General features: G+C 68.3%; 32 protein-coding genes. 25 read left to right on the top strand and 7 right to left on the bottom strand.

Annotated features, from left to right (window positions below):
- Positions 1-25: 25 nt before the first annotated feature.
- Together ABZ342_RS12530 and ABZ342_RS12525 are read right to left on the bottom strand one after the other, a co-directional pair.
- Positions 26-808, bottom strand: coding sequence for a M15 family metallopeptidase (locus tag ABZ342_RS12530; protein ID WP_360471983.1), 783 nt, complete (start codon positions 806-808; stop codon positions 26-28).
- A 46-nt stretch (positions 809-854) separates the two neighbouring features.
- Positions 855-1,205 carry an Lrp/AsnC family transcriptional regulator gene (locus tag ABZ342_RS12525; protein WP_360471980.1) on the bottom strand — a complete coding sequence of 117 codons (351 nt, stop codon included), beginning with the start codon at positions 1,203-1,205 and terminating at the stop codon, positions 855-857.
- 95 nt (positions 1,206-1,300) lie between these two features.
- Here ABZ342_RS12525 and ABZ342_RS12520 point away from each other — a divergent pair, with 95 nt between their 5' ends.
- Both ABZ342_RS12520 and ABZ342_RS12515 read left to right on the top strand, forming a co-directional pair.
- A complete protein-coding gene (locus tag ABZ342_RS12520; RefSeq protein WP_360471977.1) occupies positions 1,301-2,473 on the top strand; it encodes an MFS transporter in 1,173 nt (390 codons plus the stop codon).
- Positions 2,474-2,534: 61 nt separating this feature from the next.
- Positions 2,535-3,176, top strand: a complete 642-nt coding sequence (locus ABZ342_RS12515; protein ID WP_230863075.1) for a zinc ribbon domain-containing protein — start codon at positions 2,535-2,537, stop codon at positions 3,174-3,176.
- A gap of 37 nt (positions 3,177-3,213) precedes the next feature.
- Here the strand turns inward: ABZ342_RS12515 and ABZ342_RS12510 are convergent, their stop codons facing one another.
- Positions 3,214-3,693: a GNAT family N-acetyltransferase gene (locus ABZ342_RS12510; protein ID WP_360471974.1), complete on the bottom strand. Its 480-nt coding sequence runs from the start codon at positions 3,691-3,693 to the stop codon at positions 3,214-3,216.
- Positions 3,694-3,751: 58 nt separating this feature from the next.
- Between ABZ342_RS12510 and ABZ342_RS12505 the strand changes: the two genes are divergently transcribed.
- Positions 3,752-3,973: a hypothetical protein gene (locus ABZ342_RS12505; protein ID WP_155548863.1), complete on the top strand. Its 222-nt coding sequence runs from the start codon at positions 3,752-3,754 to the stop codon at positions 3,971-3,973.
- Here ABZ342_RS12505 and ABZ342_RS12500 read toward each other — a convergent pair.
- From ABZ342_RS12500 to ABZ342_RS12485, 4 genes are read right to left on the bottom strand one after another with little or no spacing between them, the layout of a single operon-like run.
- Positions 3,957-4,580 carry a hypothetical protein gene (locus ABZ342_RS12500; protein WP_360471971.1) on the bottom strand — a complete coding sequence of 208 codons (624 nt, stop codon included), beginning with the start codon at positions 4,578-4,580 and terminating at the stop codon, positions 3,957-3,959. The two genes, ABZ342_RS12505 and ABZ342_RS12500, sit on opposite strands and share 17 nt — an antisense overlap.
- Positions 4,580-5,833, bottom strand: coding sequence for a hypothetical protein (locus ABZ342_RS12495; RefSeq protein WP_360471968.1), 1,254 nt, complete (start codon positions 5,831-5,833; stop codon positions 4,580-4,582). The genes ABZ342_RS12500 and ABZ342_RS12495 overlap by 1 nt, the downstream gene beginning before the upstream one ends.
- 11 nt (positions 5,834-5,844) lie before the next feature.
- Complete coding sequence (locus ABZ342_RS12490; protein ID WP_360471965.1) at positions 5,845-6,192, bottom strand: hypothetical protein; 348 nt, start codon at positions 6,190-6,192, stop codon at positions 5,845-5,847.
- Positions 6,192-6,746: a YbaB/EbfC family nucleoid-associated protein gene (locus ABZ342_RS12485; protein WP_360471962.1), complete on the bottom strand. Its 555-nt coding sequence runs from the start codon at positions 6,744-6,746 to the stop codon at positions 6,192-6,194. Before ABZ342_RS12485 ends, ABZ342_RS12490 begins: the two co-directional genes overlap by 1 nt.
- A gap of 164 nt (positions 6,747-6,910) precedes the next feature.
- Between ABZ342_RS12485 and ABZ342_RS12480 the strand changes: the two genes are divergently transcribed.
- From ABZ342_RS12480 to rplF, 22 genes are all read left to right on the top strand, one after another.
- Positions 6,911-7,066: a hypothetical protein gene (locus tag ABZ342_RS12480; protein ID WP_155548867.1), complete on the top strand. Its 156-nt coding sequence runs from the start codon at positions 6,911-6,913 to the stop codon at positions 7,064-7,066.
- A gap of 581 nt (positions 7,067-7,647) precedes the next feature.
- Complete coding sequence (gene rpsL, locus ABZ342_RS12475) at positions 7,648-8,022, top strand: 30S ribosomal protein S12 (RefSeq protein WP_003102113.1); 375 nt, start codon at positions 7,648-7,650, stop codon at positions 8,020-8,022.
- Complete coding sequence (gene rpsG / locus ABZ342_RS12470) at positions 8,022-8,492, top strand: 30S ribosomal protein S7 (RefSeq protein WP_003102106.1); 471 nt, start codon at positions 8,022-8,024, stop codon at positions 8,490-8,492. The genes rpsL and rpsG overlap by 1 nt, the downstream gene beginning before the upstream one ends.
- Before the next feature lie 63 nt (positions 8,493-8,555).
- Positions 8,556-10,655, top strand: a complete 2,100-nt coding sequence (gene fusA / locus ABZ342_RS12465; protein WP_360471959.1) for an elongation factor G — start codon at positions 8,556-8,558, stop codon at positions 10,653-10,655.
- Positions 10,656-10,786: 131 nt separating this feature from the next.
- Positions 10,787-11,980: an elongation factor Tu gene (gene tuf / locus ABZ342_RS12460; protein WP_155548869.1), complete on the top strand. Its 1,194-nt coding sequence runs from the start codon at positions 10,787-10,789 to the stop codon at positions 11,978-11,980.
- A gap of 407 nt (positions 11,981-12,387) precedes the next feature.
- A complete protein-coding gene (gene rpsJ / locus ABZ342_RS12455) occupies positions 12,388-12,693 on the top strand; it encodes a 30S ribosomal protein S10 (protein WP_003102098.1) in 306 nt (101 codons plus the stop codon).
- Between the two features lie 33 nt (positions 12,694-12,726).
- Positions 12,727-13,383, top strand: a complete 657-nt coding sequence (gene rplC, locus ABZ342_RS12450) for a 50S ribosomal protein L3 (protein ID WP_086675504.1) — start codon at positions 12,727-12,729, stop codon at positions 13,381-13,383.
- Complete coding sequence (gene rplD, locus ABZ342_RS12445) at positions 13,380-14,069, top strand: 50S ribosomal protein L4 (protein ID WP_155548870.1); 690 nt, start codon at positions 13,380-13,382, stop codon at positions 14,067-14,069. The genes rplC and rplD overlap by 4 nt, the downstream gene beginning before the upstream one ends.
- Positions 14,066-14,377, top strand: coding sequence for a 50S ribosomal protein L23 (gene rplW, locus ABZ342_RS12440; RefSeq protein WP_003102087.1), 312 nt, complete (start codon positions 14,066-14,068; stop codon positions 14,375-14,377). Before rplD ends, rplW begins: the two co-directional genes overlap by 4 nt.
- Positions 14,378-14,392: 15 nt before the next feature.
- Positions 14,393-15,229: a 50S ribosomal protein L2 gene (gene rplB, locus ABZ342_RS12435; RefSeq protein WP_155548871.1), complete on the top strand. Its 837-nt coding sequence runs from the start codon at positions 14,393-14,395 to the stop codon at positions 15,227-15,229.
- A gap of 18 nt (positions 15,230-15,247) precedes the next feature.
- Positions 15,248-15,529, top strand: coding sequence for a 30S ribosomal protein S19 (rpsS, locus tag ABZ342_RS12430; protein WP_003102083.1), 282 nt, complete (start codon positions 15,248-15,250; stop codon positions 15,527-15,529).
- A gap of 29 nt (positions 15,530-15,558) precedes the next feature.
- A complete protein-coding gene (gene rplV, locus ABZ342_RS12425; protein ID WP_086675501.1) occupies positions 15,559-15,978 on the top strand; it encodes a 50S ribosomal protein L22 in 420 nt (139 codons plus the stop codon).
- Positions 15,978-16,817: a 30S ribosomal protein S3 gene (gene rpsC / locus ABZ342_RS12420; RefSeq protein WP_013222607.1), complete on the top strand. Its 840-nt coding sequence runs from the start codon at positions 15,978-15,980 to the stop codon at positions 16,815-16,817. Before rplV ends, rpsC begins: the two co-directional genes overlap by 1 nt.
- Positions 16,818-16,820: 3 nt before the next feature.
- The gene (gene rplP, locus ABZ342_RS12415; RefSeq protein WP_004558864.1) at positions 16,821-17,240 is read left to right on the top strand and encodes a 50S ribosomal protein L16; all 420 of its coding nucleotides are present in this window, start codon (positions 16,821-16,823) and stop codon (positions 17,238-17,240) included.
- Complete coding sequence (gene rpmC, locus ABZ342_RS12410; RefSeq protein ID WP_086675500.1) at positions 17,240-17,485, top strand: 50S ribosomal protein L29; 246 nt, start codon at positions 17,240-17,242, stop codon at positions 17,483-17,485. Before rplP ends, rpmC begins: the two co-directional genes overlap by 1 nt.
- Positions 17,482-17,760 (top strand): 30S ribosomal protein S17, encoded by a 279-nt coding sequence (gene rpsQ, locus ABZ342_RS12405; RefSeq protein WP_086675499.1) that lies wholly within the window; start codon positions 17,482-17,484, stop codon positions 17,758-17,760. The genes rpmC and rpsQ overlap by 4 nt, the downstream gene beginning before the upstream one ends.
- A gap of 78 nt (positions 17,761-17,838) precedes the next feature.
- Positions 17,839-18,207: a 50S ribosomal protein L14 gene (gene rplN / locus ABZ342_RS12400; protein WP_004558867.1), complete on the top strand. Its 369-nt coding sequence runs from the start codon at positions 17,839-17,841 to the stop codon at positions 18,205-18,207.
- Positions 18,207-18,521, top strand: a complete 315-nt coding sequence (rplX, locus tag ABZ342_RS12395; RefSeq protein ID WP_086675498.1) for a 50S ribosomal protein L24 — start codon at positions 18,207-18,209, stop codon at positions 18,519-18,521. The genes rplN and rplX overlap by 1 nt, the downstream gene beginning before the upstream one ends.
- Entirely contained in the window at positions 18,521-19,084 is a 564-nt protein-coding gene (gene rplE, locus ABZ342_RS12390) for a 50S ribosomal protein L5 (protein ID WP_155548872.1), read from the top strand. The genes rplX and rplE overlap by 1 nt, the downstream gene beginning before the upstream one ends.
- Before the next feature lie 4 nt (positions 19,085-19,088).
- Positions 19,089-19,274: a type Z 30S ribosomal protein S14 gene (locus tag ABZ342_RS12385; protein ID WP_004558870.1), complete on the top strand. Its 186-nt coding sequence runs from the start codon at positions 19,089-19,091 to the stop codon at positions 19,272-19,274.
- An 88-nt stretch (positions 19,275-19,362) separates the two neighbouring features.
- The gene (rpsH, locus tag ABZ342_RS12380; RefSeq protein ID WP_155548873.1) at positions 19,363-19,761 is read left to right on the top strand and encodes a 30S ribosomal protein S8; all 399 of its coding nucleotides are present in this window, start codon (positions 19,363-19,365) and stop codon (positions 19,759-19,761) included.
- Positions 19,762-19,777: 16 nt separating this feature from the next.
- Positions 19,778-20,317 (top strand): 50S ribosomal protein L6, encoded by a 540-nt coding sequence (gene rplF / locus ABZ342_RS12375; protein ID WP_155548874.1) that lies wholly within the window; start codon positions 19,778-19,780, stop codon positions 20,315-20,317.
- Position 20,318 lies beyond the last annotated feature (1 nt).

Genomic DNA, 20,318 nt, shown 5'->3' with positions numbered 1-20,318 from the left:
CAAAGGACCGGGGGCGTTTTCGCGTTCAGCGCAGGCTGCGGTGCGACACCGGGAAGTCGAAGTAGGTGTCGGGGAACGGCTCGCCGTCGAGGGTGTAGTGCCACCACTCCTCGGGCAGGTTGTGGAAGCCCGCCGCGATCATCGCGGTCCGCAGGAGATCGCGGTTCTGGCGCGCGGTGCCGGTGATCGCCGGGTTGTCGGTGTGGGCGAGCGGGTCGAAGCAGTCGTAGCCGGTGCCCATGTCGACCATGTTGTCGGGGAAGCGCTGGTCCTTCGGCGCGAAGCACGGCACGAGCGGCTCGCCGGGGAAGTACGGCCGCTGGAGCCGCGGCGGGAGCTTCACGACGGTGAGGTCCATCGTGCTGCCGCGGCTGTGCCCGGACTTCTCGGCGATGTAGCCGTCTTCGAACAGCCGGTCCTTGGCGACGTTCGGGTAGAACTCGGCCTTCATCTTCTCGTCGGCGAGGTCCTTCGCCCACCGCACGAAGTGGTCGACCGCGCGCTGCGGGCGGTAGCAGTCGTAGACCTTGAGCGTGTAGCCCTTCTTCCTCAACCGGGACTGGACCTGACGCAGCCCCTCGGCGGCCTGCCGGGTCAGGATGCAGGTCGGCTCGAGGTAGCCGTCGATGCGCCGGCCGACGAAGTTGTGCCGGGTGGCGTAGCGCATGTCCTGCAGGATCGACGGCGCAACGTCGGACAGCGCCACGAACCCGGCGGGGGCGGTGGGTGGCGCGGCCTGTGCGGTCGCGGGAGCGGCGAACGTGGCCAGGGTGACGAGGGTGACGGCGAGAGCGCGGAAGATCGGCATCCCTCTCGTTTAGCAGGCGGGCATCGGGCAAACAGCCGCCAACCGGTCAAGACCAGCCGTCCGAGGTCGACGCGCGCAGGAAGTCGTCCGAGGGCGGCTGCACCGGCCGTCCCTCGAACTGCGTCGACAGCACCACCGACGACAGGCAGCTGCTCAGCGCGCAGCGCATCTCGACGAACGCCTGCAGCGGCTGGCCCGCGCGCCGCGCGTCGACCTGCGCGCGGTAGCCGGTGATCACCCCGGTCTCCTCCAGCCGCCGCACCCGCTCCGCGACCGCCGGTGGCGAGAGGTTGATCCGCCGGCCCAGCTCCTTGAACGACAACCGCCCGTCGGTCTGCAGCAGGTCCAGCAGCCGCCAGTCGACGTCGTCCAGCGGCTTTTCCGAACGGAAGGTCATGGGCCCCATCTTCCTTCCGAAGAGCGGCCGTGGCGACGGATTTGCCGTTGACGGGCCCTTCGGAAGATCGCCGGGAGTTCCTAAAGTTGCTGGTCATGGGGACTCCGATGGTGGCAGGCCGGACCAGGTCGATGGGCGCGCTGTTCGCGGGCGTCGCGCTGCTCAACACGGCCACGGTCGGCCTGGGCACCGCGGCGACGCTGATCGTCGCCGCGGGCAACGGGCCGGGTTGGAGCGGGCTGCCGAGCGTCGCGAACGTGCTCGGCACCGCCGCCGGAGCGCTCGGCGCGGGCTTGCTGCTGCCCGGGCACGGCCGCCGTCGCGTGCTGGCCGCCGGCTACGGCGTCGCCGCGGCCGGGGCGCTGATCGCGTTCGCCGGGGCGCTGACGACGTCGCTGACGCCGCTCCTGCTCGGCATCCTGCTGGTCGGCCTCGGCAACGGCGGCGCGCAGCTGTCGCGCTACCTGGCCGCCGACCTGTACCCGGAGGAACGCCGGGGCCGCGCGCTCTCGAACGTCGTCTGGGCCGGGACCGTCGGCGCTCTCGCCGGCCCGGCGCTGATGGCCCCGGCGGCGAACGTCGTCACCGGCTTCGGCTGGCCGGCGCTGTCCGGGCCGGTCGCGGTCGCGGTGCTGGCCACGGCGGGCGCGGCGCTGGCGGCCGCGTTCCTCCCGCGGCACGTCCCGCCCCCACGGGAAGCGCCGGCGGCCGCGCCGGTGCGCGCGACCGGCGTAGCGCGGCCCCTGGTCGCGATGGTCGCCGCGCAGCTCACGATGGTCGCGGTGATGACGATGACGCCCTTGCAGCTGGAGGACCACGGGCACGGGCTCGACGTCGTCGGCTGGGTGCTGAGCGCGCACCTGATCGGGATGTTCGCGCTGGCGCCGCTGTCCGGCCGGATCGCCGACCGCTGGGGGCCGCGCGTCACGATCAACGCGGGTCTGGGCGTCCTGGCGCTGTCGACGGCGACCGCGCTGGCGGCTCCGACCGCGCACACGTCCGGGCTGCCGGTGGCGCTGTTCCTGCTGGGGTACGGCTGGAACCTGGTGTTCGTCGGCGGCAGTGCGCAGCTGAGCCGCGACCTCGCGCCGGAGACGCGCAGCCGGGTGCAGGGCACCGTGGACGCGGTGGTCTGGTCCGCGTCCGCTTTGGCCGGTTTGGGGTCAGGACAGCTGTTCGCGGGCGGCGGGTACGCGCTCGTCGCCGTCGTCGGCGGGGTGCTGGCGCTGCTTCCGTTGGCCCTGACGGCATCCCGTCACGGCCGGTAGCCGGGTCGTTGTCGGCAAATCTCTCGTCGCAGTGCCCGCGGTGCGCTGGCGAAGATGGGCCGTGGCTGACTCTGTGCCCTTCACGGACAACTTCTCGGACCTCTCCAACACGCAGGGGTACCAGTTCGAGTTCCGGTGCGAACGCTGTGGCAACGGTTTCCGTTCCGCGTTCCAGCGCGACAACATGGAAACCGGGCGAAGCGTGCTTCGCACGGTCGGCTCGTTCTTCGGCGGGACGCTGAGGGACCTGAGCAACTCGGCCGACCAGTGGCGCTACGACCGCGCGACGAACTCGCCGGCGAAGGACCGCGCGCTGGCGGCGGCAGTCAAGGAGATCACCCCGAGCTTCCGCCAGTGCCGCGGCTGCGGCGACTGGATGTGCCAGGACCAGTGCTGGAACGAGGAGATCGGGCAGTGCCTGCGCTGCTCGCCGAGCGTCGCCGAGGAGATCTCGCGGGCGCAGGCGTCGGCGCAGCGCGACCAGATCTGGGACAAGGCCCGCGAGAAGGACTGGACGTCCGATCTCGACCTCGAGACCCGCGCGAAGGTCACCTGCCCGGGCTGCGGCCTGAAGGCCGAGGGCGGCAAGTTCTGCTCGTCGTGCGGCACTTCGCTGGCGCTCAAGGTCGGCTGCGGCGGCTGCGGGAGCGAGGGCAACAAGCCCGGCGCCCTGTTCTGCTCGGACTGCGGTTCCAAGCTCTGACCGGAGTTCCCGGCAACTACGCGAAGGTGAAGACCCGTCAGCTGAGGGCCTTCGCGAACCAGTGCTCGGCGAACTGCCCTTCGTTGAAGGGCTCGACCTCGGCGTAGCCGATCTTCGCGTAGAGCGCGCGGGCCTCGACGAGGTCGTGGCGGGTGTCGAGCCGCATGAGGCTCGAGCCGAGCTGCCGGGCCGCGTCCTCGGCGGCCGTCACCAGGACCGGGGCGAGCCCCGAGCCGCGGTGGCCCGGCTTGACGAACACCTTCGTCAGCTCGCTGACCCCCGGCGCGACGACGCGGGTGCCGGCGCAGCCCGCGGCCTCGCCGTCGCGGTAGCCGACGACGAACGCCCCGGTGGGCGGCACCAGGTCGGTCCCGGGTTCCTCGGCCACGTAGCGCGTGAGCTCCGCTTCGGTGATCGGACGTCCGTAGTAGCGCGAAGCGACTTCGTCCATGTACTCGCGCATGATCGCGACGGCGTCCGGATGAGCGACGTCGATCTGGGTGATCTTCCAGTTCACGTCCTCATCCTGGGGCCGCTGTCCAGCGAATTCGGCCGGCCCCCGGCACGATGGGGACATGACGACTGTCACGAAGCGCCTGACGGTGGTGGCCGTCGTGCTGATCACGGTGGGAGCGATCCTGCTGTCGGTGGGCGCGCTCGGCTTCCGGTCCGACGAGCAGGCCGACGCCAACATCGGCGCGGGGTTCGCCCTGCTGGCCGGGCCGTACATCGTCGGGCTGGGCCTGGTGTTCGCCCTCTCGGCCGGGCTGACGCACTGGACTACCCGGCGCCGGTGACCCCCGGGGCCCACAGCGCCGCGGGGAGCCGCTCGGCCAGTTCGGTGAGGAACTCGGCCTCGGCGGCGATGGCCTCCCGCGTCGCGCACCCCGGCGCCCAGGTCCGCGCCGACCCGTGCTCCACCACGACGTTCCGCTGCCCGAACCGCGGGTTCGCCGCCAGCCACTGACCCAGCGCGCCCTCGAGCCGCGAGTCCGGCGGCAGCGTCGGCATCGACAGCGCTTTCCCCGGCACGATCCGCAGCTCCGGGCACGGCGGCACGGCCACCTGCGTGACGTGGATGTCGCGGAAACCCGTGTGGTCGTCGGAGCGGCGGTACGACTCGCGCGTGTCGACCGCGATCGCCGGGCGTTCGCGGTGGCGGAACTCCACCCACGCCGCGCGGGAGCTCTCCGTCAGCGGCCGGCCCGAGGGGTGGGCCACGCCGAACGTCGGGGACGGCCCCGGCCCGACGCCGCTGTGGAACGTTCCGCCGCGCTCCGCCGCGAACGCCTTGAACCAGTGCTCCTGGCGTCCTGCCACGAACTTGCTGTTCGAACGCCACCAGATCGCCCCGGCCACCGCGACCACGACGACACCGATGAGCACCGCGACGACCGTCACCATCAGAAGTCCAGCTCCGACCGGGTTTCCTCGTCGGACTGGTCCTCGCCGGTCGAGCCGTAGCCGCTGGCCTTCTTGGCGTTTTTGGTGTGGCTGTTCAGCTTGCCGAGGTGGTCGTTGACGTTCTTCGCGTCGTTCTCGCTCGGGTTGGCCGGGTTGAACCCCACCACGCCCTTGACCGCCGCTTCGCCGCCCTTCTTCAGGGCCTCTTCGGCGCCCGTCTTCAGGATCGACGACTTGTACTGGATGTTGCCGGCCGCGTCCTTGACCGGGTTTTCCCACGCCTTCGCCCAGCGCTTGCCGAGCATGCCGTCCTCGCCGATCGTCTTTTCGAGCAGCGTCTTGCCCGAGTTCTTCTCGGCGATCTCCGACAGCTTCGTCGCGGTCTTGCCCTCGGCGAGCTTCTGCCCGAGCTTCGTGGCGGCCAGCTTGTCCTTGAGCTTCTTCAGCCAGTCCAGCACCTTCTGCAGGATTTCCCGCAGTTTCGACACCTTCTGCGTGGTCCGCGCGGTCGTCGCGACGGCTTCGCCCTCGGTGGCCGCGCCCGCCGCCGCCGTCGACGCGCCGCAGGTCGGGACCGCGGCCGCCAGCGCCGGCACCCACAGCATGACCAGCCACGTGATGAACTCGGTGAGGATCGCCTTGATGAGCTCCTCGATGAAGCTCATCAGCATGCTGTTCAGCTGCAGCATCTGGGCGAGGTCGCCGGACTTTCCGGCGACGCCACCGATGCCGTGCGCGAACTCGCCGAGCGACGTCCGCGCCGCGTTGGCGGCGTCGCCCTGCCAGCCCTTGAGCCGCTCGTCGGCCACCTGGCCGAAGTTCTTGGACAGCTGGTCCAAACCGGTCGCGATCGCGCCGAAGTTCTCCGCCGCGACGCCGAGCGCCGGGCCGTCGCCGCTGACGAAATGGATCGCGTCCTGCACCGGCTGGACGACGCCGATCAGGAAGTTCAGCCCCTGCCCGACCAGCCAGCCGAGCGGGTCGGTGGCGATGTCGGTGATGGTGCTGGAGCTCGACTGGATGAAGCCCGCCGTGTCGGTCGCGATCGTGCCCAGGCCGAGCGTGATGTCGGCGCCGTCCGGGTGCGGCGCGGTCACCGCCTTGGCCACCGACACGAAGTCCTTGCCGACGGTCACCGCGCCGCCGACGAACGGCGTCGCCTTGACGGCGTTGCCGGCGTTCATCCCGAGCACGGTGTCCGGGTCGTCGGACTTGACGGTGATGCCGCTCGCGACGTCTTCCACCTCTGCCACTTGCGTCCCCCTCAGTGCTTCGGCTCGCGCGGACCGTCGAGCAGGACCTCGACCTGGCCGAAGAACGCCGTGTGGTCGTCCTCGACGCCCTGGTAGACGTTCGCCGCGTCGGTGAACTTGCCCTGGGCCGAGGTCAGGCCGTCGGCCATCGACGCCAGCAGCTCGTGCAGCTCCCGCAGCGTCTCGTCGTACCCGTGCTTGGTGAAGATGCCGACGACGCCCCACGACTTGTCGCCGACGTCGGCCTGGCCCACCTTCTCGGTGATCTTCGCGCCCTGCTCCCGGTACTTGCCGAGGTCGCCGACGTACCCGCGCAGTGCGTCGACCTCCACCTGGTAACCGCCGGCTCCGTCGGGCATCAGTCCTCCTCGTCGAACAGGGAGCGGAGGAAGGTGTCGCCCGCGGACCCGGCCGCGGGCGGTGCCGGCGGCGGGGGCGGCGCGTCGGCCTGGCGCAGCACCCGCTCCTCGGAGAAGTCCTCGGCGGGGGCCGGCGGCGCCGGCGTTCCTTCCGCCAGCTTCGACCGCATTTCCTCGACGGTGGTTCCGAACACGACGGCCTGGGTCTCGAGGACCTGGTCGACGAGGCCGAGGTTGTCGCCCAGGTGCTCCTCGACGAGCACCGCCTGCCGGCGGGCCGCCTCGCCGACGGCTTCGCGCAGCGTCGTCAGCAACGCCGCCGACAGCGCCTTCGGGCCCTTCGCGAGCGCCGCGTCCGTGAACTCGACGTCGAGGATCGCGCCGCCCGGTCCGGTGACCACGGTCACGCCGCCGTCCGGCGAGGACGCGCTCGCCCGCAGCTCGGTCAGCTCCTGCCGCATCGCGCCGACGGCGGCGAACCGGTCGTCGACGTTCCGGATGCTCGACTGGAACCGCTCGAACTCGGCTACCAGCTGGTCGAACTCGCCCGACATCCTCTTGGCCCTCCCCTCTCGCCCGGTGCTCGCCACCCATCGTGACGCCTCGGTGGCGGTGTGACGCACGGAACGCCCGATCCGATCCCTCTGCGTCACCCGACCGGGTAATGGGTAGGTTTCCGGCCGCAAGGGGAAGCAGGGATGAGCGCTAGGAGTGCGTGATGAGCAGCAACGAAGGGGCCGCGGGGCCCGACGAAGAGAAGAAGTCGACCGGTAGCCACGCGGCGCCGGAGGGGGCGGGCGTGCACCCGCTCATCGACCTCTCGCGCGACCCGAACCCGGGCAAGCCGGACCACGCGAAGCCCGACGAAGACTGATCCGCCGCGGGTCGTGTACCCGGAGGGTCGGGTCGGGTACCTGGAGAGCCGGGTCGCGTGCCGGGGGAGTCGGCTCGCGTACCCGGAGGGGCGGCCGGTGAGCCGACCGCCTGGGTATGCGACTCGACCCTCCGGGTACGTGGCCGGGCTTGGAACATTCCGCAGGCCGGGTGTGTTATCCAAGGTGTGGCCGGCAGCCCGGGCCCCGTCGGGTCCGGGAGCGACCGGCGCCGGAAAGCGTTGCGCCGCTTCGGCGCGACCGGACTCCGGGACATCCCGCCACTGGCCGGTGTCCGGAGGTACGCTGGAGGTTCGCCAGCCTACGGACCCCCGCCGCGTTCCGTCCGGACCCGGGCGGGTATCTTTGGAGACCGTGCCCGGCATGCGTCGGGCCGCTCCGCGTGCCGTGCGGCATGGGCGGGGTGCTCAGGCACCCGGTCACCGGCTTCGGCAGGTCGGGGTTCCGACGGAAAATCCCTCCGGGAAGTTACCGGTCGACAGACCGTGACGCGGGCCGACACGCCCGACCGCGGGGGCCGGTGAAGACACGAAGAAGCAGATCACGACAGGAAGCTGGTCCATTGCCCACGATCCAGCAGCTGGTCCGCAAGGGCCGCCAGGACAAGGCTGCCAAGCAGAAGACCGCGGCCCTCAAGGGGAGCCCGCAGCGGCGTGGCGTGTGCACTCGCGTGTACACCACGACCCCCAAGAAGCCGAACTCGGCGCTTCGCAAGGTCGCGCGTGTGAAGCTGACCAGCGGCATCGAGGTCACCGCCTACATCCCCGGTGAGGGCCACAACCTGCAGGAGCACTCGATGGTGCTCGTGCGTGGTGGTCGTGTGAAGGACCTTCCGGGTGTCCGTTACAAGATCATCCGCGGTTCGCTCGACACGCAGGGTGTCAAGAACCGCAAGCAGGCGCGCAGCCGGTACGGCGCGAAGAAGGAGAAGAGCTAATGCCCCGCAAGGGTCCGGCCCCGAAGCGGCCGCTGATCTCCGACCCCGTCTACGCCTCCCCGCTGGTCACCCAGCTGGTGAACAAGGTGCTGAAGGACGGCAAGCGGTCCCTGGCCGAGCGCATCGTGTACGGCGCGCTCGAAGGCGCTCGCGAGAAGACGGGCACCGACCCGGTCGTCACGCTGAAGCGCGCCCTCGACAACGTGAAGCCCACCATCGAGGTGAAGAGCCGCCGCGTCGGTGGTGCCACCTACCAGGTGCCGATCGAGGTCAAGCCGGGTCGCTCCACCACGCTGGCCCTGCGCTGGCTGGTCTCCTTCTCGCAGGCTCGCCGCGAGAAGACGATGATCGAGCGCCTGCAGAACGAGCTCTTGGACGCTTCCAACGGCCTCGGTGCCTCCGTGAAGCGTCGCGAGGACACGCACAAGATGGCCGAGTCCAACCGGGCCTTCGCGCACTACCGCTGGTGATGACTGCCCGGCTGTCGACCAAGCCATGCCGGGCCCCAAGCTTGAGAACAGGGGAACACTCTCGTGGCACGTGAAGTGCTGACCGACCTGAACAAGGTCCGCAACATCGGCATCATGGCCCACATCGACGCCGGCAAGACGACCACCACTGAGCGGATCCTGTTCTACACCGGGGTCAACTACAAGATCGGTGAAGTCCACGACGGCGCCGCCACCATGGACTGGATGGAGGAGGAGCAGAAGCGGGGTATCACCATCACCTCGGCTGCGACCACCACCTTCTGGGACGACCACCAGATCAACATCATCGACACCCCGGGCCACGTCGACTTCACCGTCGAGGTGGAGCGCAACCTCCGGGTGCTCGACGGTGCGGTCGCCGTCTTCGACGGCAAGGAAGGCGTCGAGCCGCAGTCCGAGCAGGTCTGGCGGCAGGCGGACAAGTACGACGTCCCGCGCATCTGCTTCGTCAACAAGATGGACAAGCTGGGCGCGGACTTCTACTACACCGTGAAGACCATCGTGGAGCGCCTCGGCGTCCGCCCGCTGGTCATCCAGCTGCCGATCGGCGCCGAGAACGACTTCGAAGGCGTCGTCGACCTGGTCCGCATGAAGGCGCTGACCTGGCGCGGCGAGGTCCAGAAGGGCGAGGACTACTCGATCGAGGACATCCCGGCCGACCTGGCCGAGAAGGCCGCGGAGTACCGCGAGAAGCTCGTCGAGACCGTCGCCGAGGCGGACGACGCGCTGATGGAGAAGTTCCTGGAGGGTGAGGAGCTCACGGAAGCCGAGATCAAGGCCGGCATCCGCAAGCTCACCATCACCAGCCAGGTCTTCCCGGTGCTGGCCGGTTCCGCGTTCAAGAACAAGGGCGTGCAGCCCATGCTCGACGCGGTCATCGACTACCTGCCGACCCCGCTGGACGTCCCGGCCGTCGAGGGCCTGCTGCCCGACGGCGAGACCGTGGCCACCCGCAAGGCGTCGGTCGACGAGCCGTTCGCCGCGCTCGCGTTCAAGATCGCCGCGCACCCGTTCTTCGGCAAGCTGACCTACATCCGGGTGTACTCGGGCAAGGTCGCCGCCGGGGCGCAGGTCGTCAACGCGACCAAGGAGCGCAAGGAGCGCATCGGGAAGATCTTCCAGATGCACTCCAACAAGGAGAACCCGGTCGACGACGCCCAGGTCGGCCACATCTACGCGGTCATCGGCCTGAAGGACACCACCACGGGTGACACCCTGGCGGACCCGCAGAACCCGATCGTGCTGGAGTCGATGACGTTCCCCGAGCCGGTCATCCGGGTCGCGATCGAACCGAAGACGAAGGCCGACCAGGAGAAGCTGTCCCTGGCGATCCAGAAGCTGGCCGAAGAGGACCCGACGTTCCAGGTCAAGCTGGACGAGGACACCGGCCAGACGATCATCGCGGGTATGGGTGAGCTGCACCTCGAGGTGCTGGTGAACCGGATGAAGTCCGACTACAAGGTCGAGGCGAACATCGGTAAGCCGCAGGTCGCCTACCGCGAGACGATCAAGAAGACGGTGGACAAGCTCGACTACGTCCACAAGAAGCAGACCGGTGGTTCCGGCCAGTTCGCGAAGGTCATCGTGAAGCTGGAGCCGCTGGAGCGCACCGACGGCGCGCTCTACGAGTTCGACAACAAGGTGTCCGGTGGCCGCGTGCCGCGGGAGTACATCCCGTCGGTCGACGCGGGCGCCCAGGACGCGATGCAGTACGGCGTCCTGGCCGGCTACCCGCTCGTCGGGTTGAAGTTCACCTTGTTGGACGGTGCGTACCACGAGGTCGACTCTTCGGAGATGGCGTTCAAGATCGCCGGTTCCATGGCGATGAAGGAAGCCGCGAAGAAGGCCCACCCCGTGATCCTGGAGCCGATGATGGCGGTCGAGGTGACCACGCCCGAGGACTACATGGGTGACGTCATCGGTGACCTCAACTCCCGCCGTGGTCAGATCCAGGCCATGGAGGAGCGGGCGGGCATCCGCGTCGTGAAGGCGCTGGTCCCGCTGTCGGAGATGTTCGGCTACGTCGGTGACCTCCGGTCCCGCACCCAGGGCCGGGCGAACTACTCCATGTTGTTCGACTCCTACGCCGAGGTTCCCGCGAACGTCGCGAAGGAAATCATCGCGAAGGCGACGGGGGAGTAAAACCCCTCACCGCGCGCGGGCATTAAGGGACTCTCCTGAACGTCCGCTAGCACCGACGAAGGAACATTCGGAGGGCAGCAGCCACGCTGCCCTCCGAGCACAAAGCGAAATCAGTCCAGGAGGACATTCCAGTGGCGAAGGCGAAGTTCGAGCGGAGCAAGCCGCACGTCAACATCGGGACCATCGGTCACGTCGACCACGGCAAGACCACGCTGACCGCGGCGATCACCAAGGTTCTGCACGACAAGTACCCGGAGCTCAACGAGTCCCGGGCGTTCGACCAGATCGACAACGCGCCGGAAGAGAAGCAGCGCGGCATCACGATCAACATCTCGCACGTCGAGTACCAGACCGAGAAGCGTCACTACGCGCACGTCGACGCCCCCGGTCACGCGGACTACATCAAGAACATGATCACCGGTGCCGCTCAGATGGACGGCGCGATCCTCGTGGTCGCGGCGACCGACGGCCCGATGCCGCAGACCCGTGAGCACGTGCTGCTCGCTCGCCAGGTCGGCGTGCCCTACATCGTGGTCGCGCTGAACAAGGCCGACATGGTCGACGACGAGGAGATCCTGGAGCTCGTCGAGCTCGAGGTCCGCGAGCTGCTGTCCTCGCAGGAGTTCCCCGGCGACGACGCCCCGGTCGTGCGCGTCTCGGGCCTGAAGGCCCTCGAGGGCGACGAGAAGTGGGCCGAGGCCGTTCTCGAGCTGATGACCGCTGTCGACGACAACGTGCCGGACCCGGTGCGCGAGCTCGACAAGCCGTTCCTCATGCCGATCGAGGACGTCTTCACGATCACCGGTCGCGGCACCGTCGTCACCGGCCGCGTCGAGCGTGGCGTGGTCAACGTGAACGAAGAGGTCGAGATCGTCGGCATCAAGGAAAAGTCGACCAAGACCACCGTCACCGGTGTCGAGATGTTCCGCAAGCTGCTGGACCAGGGCCAGGCGGGCGACAACGTCGGCCTCCTCGTCCGCGGTATCAAGCGTGAGGACGTCGAGCGCGGCCAGGTCGTCGTGAAGCCGGGTACCACCACCCCGCACACCGACTTCGAGGGCCGGGTCTACATCCTGTCGAAGGACGAGGGTGGCCGTCACACCCCGTTCTTCAACAACTACCGCCCGCAGTTCTACTTCCGCACCACCGACGTGACCGGCGTCGTGACCCTCCCCGAGGGCACCGAGATGGTCATGCCGGGCGACAACACCGACATCTCGGTCGCGCTGATCCAGCCGGTCGCGATGGACGTGAACCTGCGCTTCGCCATCCGCGAGGGTGGCCGCACCGTCGGTGCGGGTCAGGTCACCAAGATCATCAAGTGATTTAACGCCCGACCCCGGGGGCAATACACCCCCGGGTCAGGGGCGTCAAATCACGTGTGCGACACTATTCAGGTTGCTCGTCCTGGGGCGGCCGACTCCTTCGGGGTCCGGCCGCCCTGGTGCGAGTGGCCACGGTCCGCCGAGCCTCTTCCTTCGGGTAGGCGAGCGGGCAAAGGCAGTGAGACGGCGTTCTTGCAAAAGCGCAGCCGGCTCATAGCCTCCTCACGTTGAGGAAGACCAGGCAAGACGACGATCCCGCGGGATCCGTCTGTGCGTCGGGCGCGACACGCCCGACCGCGTGGACCGGGGACAGGGCCGTTGAACTGCGGAAACCCAGGCCAAAGTGGAGACACCGCGGCGGGGTTTGTGAGATAGCGGCACGAGACGACAAGGAACGAGCAGCCACCATGGCGGGACAGAAGATCCGCATCCGGCTCAAGGCCTACGACCACGAGGCGATCGACACCTCGGCGCGCAAGATCGTCGAGACGGTCACGCGCACCGGCGCCCGGGTTGTCGGGCCGGTGCCGCTGCCCACCGAGAAGAACGTTTACTGCGTCATCCGCTCGCCGCACAAGTACAAGGACTCGCGCGAGCACTTCGAGATGCGCACGCACAAGCGTCTGATCGACATCCTCGACCCGACGCCGAAGACGGTCGACGCGCTCATGCGCATCGACCTGCCGGCGAGCGTCGACGTCAACATCCAGTAGTAGCGGCGGGCGAGCGGCGGAGATAAGAGACTCATGTCTGACAGGCAGATGAAGGGCATCCTGGGCACCAAGCTCGGCATGACCCAGGTCTTCGACGAACAGAACCGGGTTGTCCCGGTCACCGTCGTGAAGGCCGGTCCGAACGTGGTCACCCAGGTTCGGACCCAGGAGAAGGACGGCTACAAGGCCGTGCAGCTGGCGTTCGGCGCGGTCGACCCGCGCAAGGTGAACAAGCCGCGCACCGGCCACTACGACAAGGCGGGCGTGACGCCGCGCCGGTTCCTCGCCGAGCTGCGCACCACCGACGCCGAGACCTACGAGGTCGGGCAGGAGATCACCGCCGAGGTGTTCGCCGCCGGCGTCGAGGTCGACGTGACCGGTACCAGCAAGGGCAAGGGCTACGCGGGCGTCATGAAGCGCCACGGTTTCAAGGGCCAGGGCGCGAGCCACGGTGCCCAGGCCGTGCACCGCAAGCCGGGTTCGATCGGTGGCTGCGCCACCCCCGGCCGCGTCTTCAAGGGCCTGCGCATGGCGGGCCGGATGGGCAACGACCGGGTCACCACGCAGAACCTGACCGTGCACGCCGTGCGTGCCGAGGACGGCCTGCTGCTGATCAAGGGCGCCGTGCCCGGTCCCAAGGGCGGCCTGCTGTTCGTGCGCAGCGCCGCGAAGGGTGGTAACTCCGAATGACAAGCGTCGAGCTGAAGACCCCGGCCGGTAAAGCCGACGGCACCGTGGACCTCCCCGAGGAGATCTTCGACGTGCAGGCCAATGTCGCGCTGATGCACCAGGTGGTGGTGGCCCAGCAGGCCGCGGCGCGCCAGGGCACGCACGACACGAAGACCCGTGGTGAGGTCTCCGGTGGCGGCAAGAAGCCGTACCGGCAGAAGGGCACCGGCCGTGCCCGCCAGGGTTCGACCCGCGCGCCGCAGTTCGTCGGCGGTGGCGTCGTCCACGGCCCCACGCCGCGCGACTACTCCCAGCGCACCCCGAAGAAGATGAAGGCCGCCGCTCTGCGTGGCGCCCTCTCCGACCGGGCGCGCGCCGGCCAGCTGCACATCGTCACCGAACTGGTGACGGGTGAGAAGCCGTCGACCAAGGCCGCCAAGGCCGTTCTCGCCGCGGTGACGCAGGCGAAGCGCGTGCTCGTGGTGCTGCACCGGGACGACGAGTACAGCTGGGTTTCCCTGCGGAACCTGCCCGAGGTGCACCTGCTCTGGGCCGACCAGCTCAACACCTACGACGTGCTGGTCAACGACGACGTCGTGTTCACCAAGGCCGCGTACGACGTGTTCGTCGCCGGCCCCGCCCGCGGCAAGACCGTCAAGGCTTCCGCGCGGTCGGGCGAGGTCACGGAAGGGAGTGACGAGAAGTGAGTTCGGTCGCCATTCCGGACCCCCGCGACATCCTGCTCGCGCCGGTCATCTCCGAGAAGTCCTACGGGCTGCTCGAGGACCACAAGTACACGTTCATCGTCCGCCCGGACGCCAACAAGACCCAGATCAAGATCGCGGTCGAGAAGGTGTTCGGCGTCAAGGTGGTCAGTGTCAACACGGCCAATCGCCAGGGCAAGCGGAAGCGGACTCGCGCAGGCTTCGGCAAGCGCAAGGACACCAAGCGCGCCATCGTGACTCTTTCGCCTGAAAGCAAGGCGATCGAGATCTTCGGCGGACCCACCGCGTAAAGGACTGAGCTGACAATGGGCATCCGCAAGTACAAGCCGACGACCCCGGGTCGTCGCGGTTCGAGCGTCTCGGACTTCGCCGAGATCACCCGCTCCACCCCGGAGAAGTCGCTGCTTCGTCCGCTGAGCGGTTCGGGCGGTCGCAACTCGTCCGGCAAGATCACCACCCGGCACAAGGGTGGCGGCCACAAGCGCGCTTACCGCGTCATCGACTTCCGTCGCAACGACAAGGACGGCATCCCCGCCAAGGTCGCGCACATCGAGTACGACCCCAACCGGTCCGCTCGCATCGCGCTGCTGCACTACGCCGACGGCGAGAAGCGCTACATCATCGCGCCGGAGAAGCTGCGCCAGGGTGACACGGTGGAGAACGGCCCCCGGGCCGACATCAAGCCGGGCAACAACCTGCCGCTGCGCAACATCCCGGTCGGTACCGTGATCCACGCGATCGAGCTCCGCCCCGGTGGCGGCGCGAAGATGGCGCGGTCCGCCGGCGCGAAGGTGCAGCTCGTCGCCAAGGACGGTCCGTACGCCCAGCTGCGTCTCCCCTCGGGCGAGATCCGCAACGTGGACGTGCGCAACCGCGCCACGATCGGTGAGGTCGGCAACTCCGACCACGCCAACATCAACTGGGGCAAGGCCGGCCGCAACCGCTGGCGCGGCAAGCGCCCGACGGTCCGCGGTGTCGTCATGAACCCGGTCGACCACCCGCACGGTGGTGGCGAGGGCAAGACGTCCGGTGGTCGTCACCCCGTCAACCCGAACGGCAAGCCCGAAGGTCGTACGCGCCGGCGCAAGCCGAGCGACGCCCTCATCGTCCGCCGCCGGCGTACCGGCAAGAACAAGCGCTGAGCAGGGAGGTAGAACAACATGCCACGTAGCCTCAAGAAGGGCCCGTTCGTGGACGACCACCTGCTCAAGAAGGTGGACGCGCTGAACGAATCGGGCAAGAAGACCGTGATCAAGACCTGGTCGCGTCGTTCGACGATCATCCCGGATTTCCTGGGTCACACGATCGCCGTGCACGACGGCCGCAAGCACGTCCCGGTGTTCGTCACCGAGGCCATGGTGGGTCACAAGCTGGGCGAGTTCGCCCCGACGCGGACCTTCAAGGGTCACATCAAGGACGACCGCAAGTCGCGCCGCCGCTGAGCGGGCACGAAACCAGACAGGAAGTAGCGATGAACGCCCAGAACGACGTGACGACCGAGGCTGAACTGCCTACGGCGTACGCGCGGGCTCGCTTCGTCCGGGACTCGCCGACCAAGGTGCGCCGGGTGATCGAGCTCATCAAGGGACGTAGCGCCGCCGACGCCTTGGCCGTGCTCCGGTTCGCCCCCCAGGCGGCCAGCGAGCCGGTCGCGAAGGTGCTCGCCAGCGCCGTGGCCAACGCCGAGAACAACCTTCAGCTGGACCCGGAGACGCTCTGGGTCAAGAACGCGTACGCCGACGAGGGCCCCACCCTCAAGCGGATCCGCCCGCGGGCCCAGGGCCGTGCGTACCGGATCCGCAAGCGGACCAGCCACATCACCGTCGAGGTGGAGTCGCGTCCGGCCGTCGCGCAGAAGGCTCAGAGCAAGAAGAAGGCAGGTGGCCGGTAGTGGGCCAGAAAATCAACCCGCACGGTTTCCGCCTGGGTATCACCACGGACTGGAAGTCGCGCTGGTACGCCGACAAGCAGTACGCCGAGTACGTGGCCGAGGACGTCAAGATCCGCAAGCTCCTCGCCACGGGCATGGAGCGGGCCGGCATCTCCAAGGTCGAGATCGAGCGCACCCGTGACCGCGTCCGCGTGGACATCCACACCGCCCGGCCGGGCATCGTCATCGGCCGCCGCGGCGCGGAGGCCGACCGGATCCGCGGCGCGCTGGAGAAGCTGACCAAGAAGCAGGTCCAGCTGAACATCCTCGAGGTCAAGAACCCCGAGGCCGACGCCCAGCTGGTCGCCCAGGCGGTCGCGGAGCAGCTTTCCAACCGCGTGGCGTTCCGCCGCGCGATGCGGAAGGCGATCCAGACCTCCATGCGCTCGCCGCAGGTCAAGGGCATCCGCGTGCAGTGCGGCGGTCGTCTCGGCGGTGCCGAGATGTCCCGCTCCGAGCACTACCGCGATGGCCGCGTCCCGCTGCACACGCTGCGCGCCGACATCGACTACGGCTTCTTCGAGGCCAAGACGACGTTCGGTCGCATCGGCGTCAAGGTGTGGATCTACAAGGGTGAGCTCGTGGGTGGCCTGAAGGCTCGCGAGGCCCGTGACGCCGCCGAGCGCGCGCCGCGCGGTGGTCGCGACCGTGACCGCAGCGACCGGCCGTCCCGTCCGCGTCGTTCCGGCGCCTCGGGCACGACCGCCACCTCGACCGAAGCCGGTCGCGCCGCCGCTGCGGCCACGACCGAGGCCCCGGCGGCTCCGGCCACCGAGACCGCAGAAAAGACGGAGGGCTGAGACGTGCTCATCCCGCGCAGGGTCAAGCACCGGAAGCAGCACTCCCCGAAGCGCCACGGCGCCGCCAAGGGTGGCACGAAGGTCAGCTTCGGCGAGTACGGCATCCAGGCGCTTGAGCACAGCTACGTGACGAACCGGCAGATCGAGTCCGCTCGTATCGCCATGACCCGTCACATCAAGCGTGGTGGCAAGGTGTGGACGACCATCTACCCGGACCGCCCGCTGACCAAGAAGCCGGCCGAGACCCGCATGGGCTCCGGTAAGGGTTCGCCCGAGTGGTGGATCGCCAACGTGAAGCCGGGCCGCGTGATGTTCGAGATCTCGTTCCCGAACGAGGAGACCGCCCGTGAGGCGCTCCGCCGCGCGATCCACAAGCTGCCCATGAAGTGCCGCATCGTGACCCGTGAAGGTGGTGAGTTCTGATGGCGAACGCTGGTGCTCTGGCATCGGAGCTGCGTGAGCTCACCGCGGAAGAGCTCGTCCTGCGTCTGAAGGAATACAAGGAGGAGCTCTTCAACCTCCGCTTCCAGATGGCGACCGGGCAGCTCGACAACAACCGCCGTCTGCGCACCGTCCGCACGGACATCGCGCGGATCTACACGGTCATGCGCGAGCGCGAACTCGGCCTGTCCGTTGCCCCCGACGCCGAGAGTGAAGGTGCCGCATGAGCGAGCCCACCACCGAGACGCCGGCCCGGAACGACCGCAAGGTCCGCGAGGGCTACGTGGTCTCGGACAAGATGAACAAGACGATCGTGGTCGAGCTCGAGGACCGCAAGAAGCACCCCCGCTACTCGAAGGTTCTCCGCAGCACCACCAAGGTCAAGGTGCACGACGAGAACAACGAGGCCGGCGTGGGCGACCGGGTCACCCTGATGGAGACCCGCCCGCTGTCGGCGACCAAGCGCTGGCGCCTGGTGCAGATCGTGGAGAAGGCCAAGTAAGCAGGGCTCTTCGTGAGTCCTTAGTTCCGCAAGGCTCGCTCGTCGGGGCGAGAACCGGCGCGACATACAGGAGTTGACGTGATCCAGCAGGAGTCGCGGCTTCGGGTAGCCGACAACACGGGTGCGAAGGAAATCCTCTGCATCCGCGTTCTCGGTGGCTCCGGGCGGCGCTACGCCGGCATCGGTGACATCATCGTCGCCACCGTGAAGGACGCCATCCCGGCTGCCGGGGTGAAGAAGGGCGATGTCGTCAAGGCTGTCATCGTCCGCACGGTCAAGGAGCGTCGTCGTCCGGACGGTTCCTACATCCGGTTCGACGAGAACGCCGCCGTGCTCATCAAGAACGACAACGAGCCCCGCGGGACCCGCATCTTCGGCCCGGTGGGCCGCGAGCTGCGCGACCGAAAGTTCATGAAGATCATTTCGCTCGCGCCGGAGGTCTTGTGATGAAGGTGAAGAAGGGCGACACGGTCGTCGTCATCGCCGGCAAGGACAAGGGCGCCAAGGGCAAGGTCATCCAGGCTTACCCCGAGCGCGACCGCGTGCTGGTCGAGGGCGTGAACCGGATCAAGAAGCACACGCGGATCACCCAGACCCAGCGCGGTGCGCAGTCCGGTGGCATCGTCACGCAGGAGGCGCCCATCCACGTCTCGAACGTGATGGTCGTCGACTCGGACGGCAAGCCCTCCCGGGTGGGTTACCGCATCGGCGAGGACGGCAAGAAGGTCCGGATCTCGCGCCGGAACGGTAAGGACATCTGATGACCACCGCAGAGAAGGTCGCGCCGCGCCTCAAGGTGCGCTACCGCGAAGAGATCAAGGGCCAGCTGCAGGCGGAGTTCTCCTTCGCCAACGTCCACCAGATCCCGGGCGTCGTGAAGGTCGTCGTGAACATGGGTGTCGGCGACGCCGCCCGTGACAGCAAGCTGATCGAGGGTGCGGTCAAGGACCTCTCCCTGATCACCGGCCAGAAGCCCGAGGTCCGCAAGGCCCGCAAGTCCATCGCGCAGTTCAAGCTGCGCGAGGGTCAGCCGATCGGTGCGCGCGTCACGCTGCGCGGCGACCGGATGTGGGAGTTCCTCGACCGGCTGCTGACCATCGCGCTGCCGCGTATCCGCGACTTCCGCGGGCTTTCGCCGAAGCAGTTCGACGGCCACGGCAACTACACGTTCGGTCTCAACGAGCAGTCGATGTTCCACGAGATCGACCCTGACTCCATCGACCGCCCGCGCGGCATGGACGTCACCGTCGTCACGACCGCCACGAACGACGACGAGGGCCGGGCGCTGCTGCGCAAGCTCGGCTTCCCGTTCAAGGAGAACTGAGCCGATGGCCAAGAAAGCACTGGTCCACAAGGCCGCGAAGAAGCCGAAGTTCGCCGTCCGTGCCTACACCCGCTGCCAGCGGTGCGGCCGGCCGCACGCCGTGTTCCGCAAGTTCGGGCTCTGCCGGATCTGCCTTCGCGAGATGGCGCACGCGGGCGAGCTGCCCGGCGTCCGCAAGTCCAGCTGGTAACTCGATACAGAACTCCCACTTCGCCACAGGCCCCGCCGTCCGTGCTCCGGACGGCGGGGAACCAGGCGAGAAAGGTTGACAGGTCACCATGACGATGACCGACCCGATCGCAGACTTCTTGACCCGTCTGCGCAACGCGAACTCGGCGTACCACGACGAGGTCGTGCTTCCTCACTCGAAGCTCAAGGCGAACATCGCGGAGATCCTCAAGCGCGAGGGTTACATCGCGAGCTACCGCGACGAGCCGGGCGAGAAGCACAAGAACCTGATCGTCGAGCTCAAGTACGGCCCCAACCGTGAGCGGAGCATCGCCGGCCTCCGGCGCGTCTCCAAGCCCGGCCTGCGGGTCTACGCAAAATCGACCGAACTGCCGTCCGTTCTCGGTGGCCTCGGCGTCGCGATCATCTCGACGTCTTCGGGGCTGCAGACGGACCGTCAGGCCAAGCGAAACAGCGTGGGCGGCGAAGTCCTCGCCTACGTCTGGTAAGGAAGGGGGCACAGACATGTCACGCATCGGAAAGCTGCCGGTCGCCGTCCCCTCCGGGGTCGAGGTGACCATCGACGGTCAGCACATCAGCGTCAAGGGCCCCAAGGGGACCCTGGAGCACACCATCGCCGAGCCGATCACGGTCGAGCGCGACGAGGACGGCACTCTGCTGGTCAAGCGCCCGGATGACGAGCGCACCAGCAAGGCCCTGCACGGTCTCACCCGCACCCTGGTGAACAACCTGGTCGTCGGTGTGACCGCGGGCTACGAGAAGAAGCTCGAGATCCACGGTGTCGGTTACCGCGTGCAGGCCAAGGGCTCGGACCTCGAGTTCGCCCTCGGCTACTCGCACCCGGTGAAGATCGAGGCTCCGGAGGGCATCACCTTCAAGGTGGAGACCCCGACCCGGTTCTCGGTCTCCGGTATCGACAAGCAGAAGGTCGGCCAGATCTCGGCCGTCATCCGCAAGCTGCGGCGCCCGGACCCCTACAAGGGCAAGGGCCTGCGCTACGAGGGTGAGAAGATCCGCCGCAAGGTCGGAAAGACGGGTAAGTGAT

The organism is Amycolatopsis sp. NPDC005961 (assembly GCF_040629235.1).
Lineage (GTDB): Bacteria > Actinomycetota > Actinomycetes > Mycobacteriales > Pseudonocardiaceae > Amycolatopsis > Amycolatopsis camponoti.
This window is presented reverse-complemented; position numbering and strand designations above follow the sequence as displayed.

Bases quoted from the DNA above. Each gene is read 5' to 3' on its own strand.
- ABZ342_RS12520 (WP_360471977.1), top strand. From the start codon at position 1,301: ATGGGGACTCCGATGGTGGCAGGCCGGACCAGGTCGATGGGCGCGCTG.
- ABZ342_RS12500 (WP_360471971.1), bottom strand. From the start codon at position 4,580: ATGGTGACGGTCGTCGCGGTGCTCATCGGTGTCGTCGTGGTCGCGGTG.
- ABZ342_RS12525 (WP_360471980.1), bottom strand. From the start codon at position 1,205: ATGACCTTCCGTTCGGAAAAGCCGCTGGACGACGTCGACTGGCGGCTG.
- ABZ342_RS12385 (WP_004558870.1), top strand. From the start codon at position 19,089: ATGGCCAAGAAAGCACTGGTCCACAAGGCCGCGAAGAAGCCGAAGTTC.
- rplF (WP_155548874.1), top strand. From the start codon at position 19,778: ATGTCACGCATCGGAAAGCTGCCGGTCGCCGTCCCCTCCGGGGTCGAG.
- rpsG (WP_003102106.1), top strand. From the start codon at position 8,022: ATGCCCCGCAAGGGTCCGGCCCCGAAGCGGCCGCTGATCTCCGACCCC.
- rpsS (WP_003102083.1), top strand. From the start codon at position 15,248: ATGCCACGTAGCCTCAAGAAGGGCCCGTTCGTGGACGACCACCTGCTC.
- rpsJ (WP_003102098.1), top strand. From the start codon at position 12,388: ATGGCGGGACAGAAGATCCGCATCCGGCTCAAGGCCTACGACCACGAG.
- rpsQ (WP_086675499.1), top strand. From the start codon at position 17,482: ATGAGCGAGCCCACCACCGAGACGCCGGCCCGGAACGACCGCAAGGTC.
- ABZ342_RS12490 (WP_360471965.1), bottom strand. From the start codon at position 6,192: ATGCCCGACGGAGCCGGCGGTTACCAGGTGGAGGTCGACGCACTGCGC.
- rplD (WP_155548870.1), top strand. From the start codon at position 13,380: ATGACAAGCGTCGAGCTGAAGACCCCGGCCGGTAAAGCCGACGGCACC.
- ABZ342_RS12485 (WP_360471962.1), bottom strand. From the start codon at position 6,746: ATGTCGGGCGAGTTCGACCAGCTGGTAGCCGAGTTCGAGCGGTTCCAG.
- rpmC (WP_086675500.1), top strand. From the start codon at position 17,240: ATGGCGAACGCTGGTGCTCTGGCATCGGAGCTGCGTGAGCTCACCGCG.
- rplC (WP_086675504.1), top strand. From the start codon at position 12,727: ATGTCTGACAGGCAGATGAAGGGCATCCTGGGCACCAAGCTCGGCATG.
- rpsH (WP_155548873.1), top strand. From the start codon at position 19,363: ATGACGATGACCGACCCGATCGCAGACTTCTTGACCCGTCTGCGCAAC.
- rplB (WP_155548871.1), top strand. From the start codon at position 14,393: ATGGGCATCCGCAAGTACAAGCCGACGACCCCGGGTCGTCGCGGTTCG.
- ABZ342_RS12530 (WP_360471983.1), bottom strand. From the start codon at position 808: ATGCCGATCTTCCGCGCTCTCGCCGTCACCCTCGTCACCCTGGCCACG.
- rplX (WP_086675498.1), top strand. From the start codon at position 18,207: ATGAAGGTGAAGAAGGGCGACACGGTCGTCGTCATCGCCGGCAAGGAC.
- ABZ342_RS12505 (WP_155548863.1), top strand. From the start codon at position 3,752: ATGACGACTGTCACGAAGCGCCTGACGGTGGTGGCCGTCGTGCTGATC.
- ABZ342_RS12480 (WP_155548867.1), top strand. From the start codon at position 6,911: ATGAGCAGCAACGAAGGGGCCGCGGGGCCCGACGAAGAGAAGAAGTCG.
- rplV (WP_086675501.1), top strand. From the start codon at position 15,559: ATGAACGCCCAGAACGACGTGACGACCGAGGCTGAACTGCCTACGGCG.
- rplE (WP_155548872.1), top strand. From the start codon at position 18,521: ATGACCACCGCAGAGAAGGTCGCGCCGCGCCTCAAGGTGCGCTACCGC.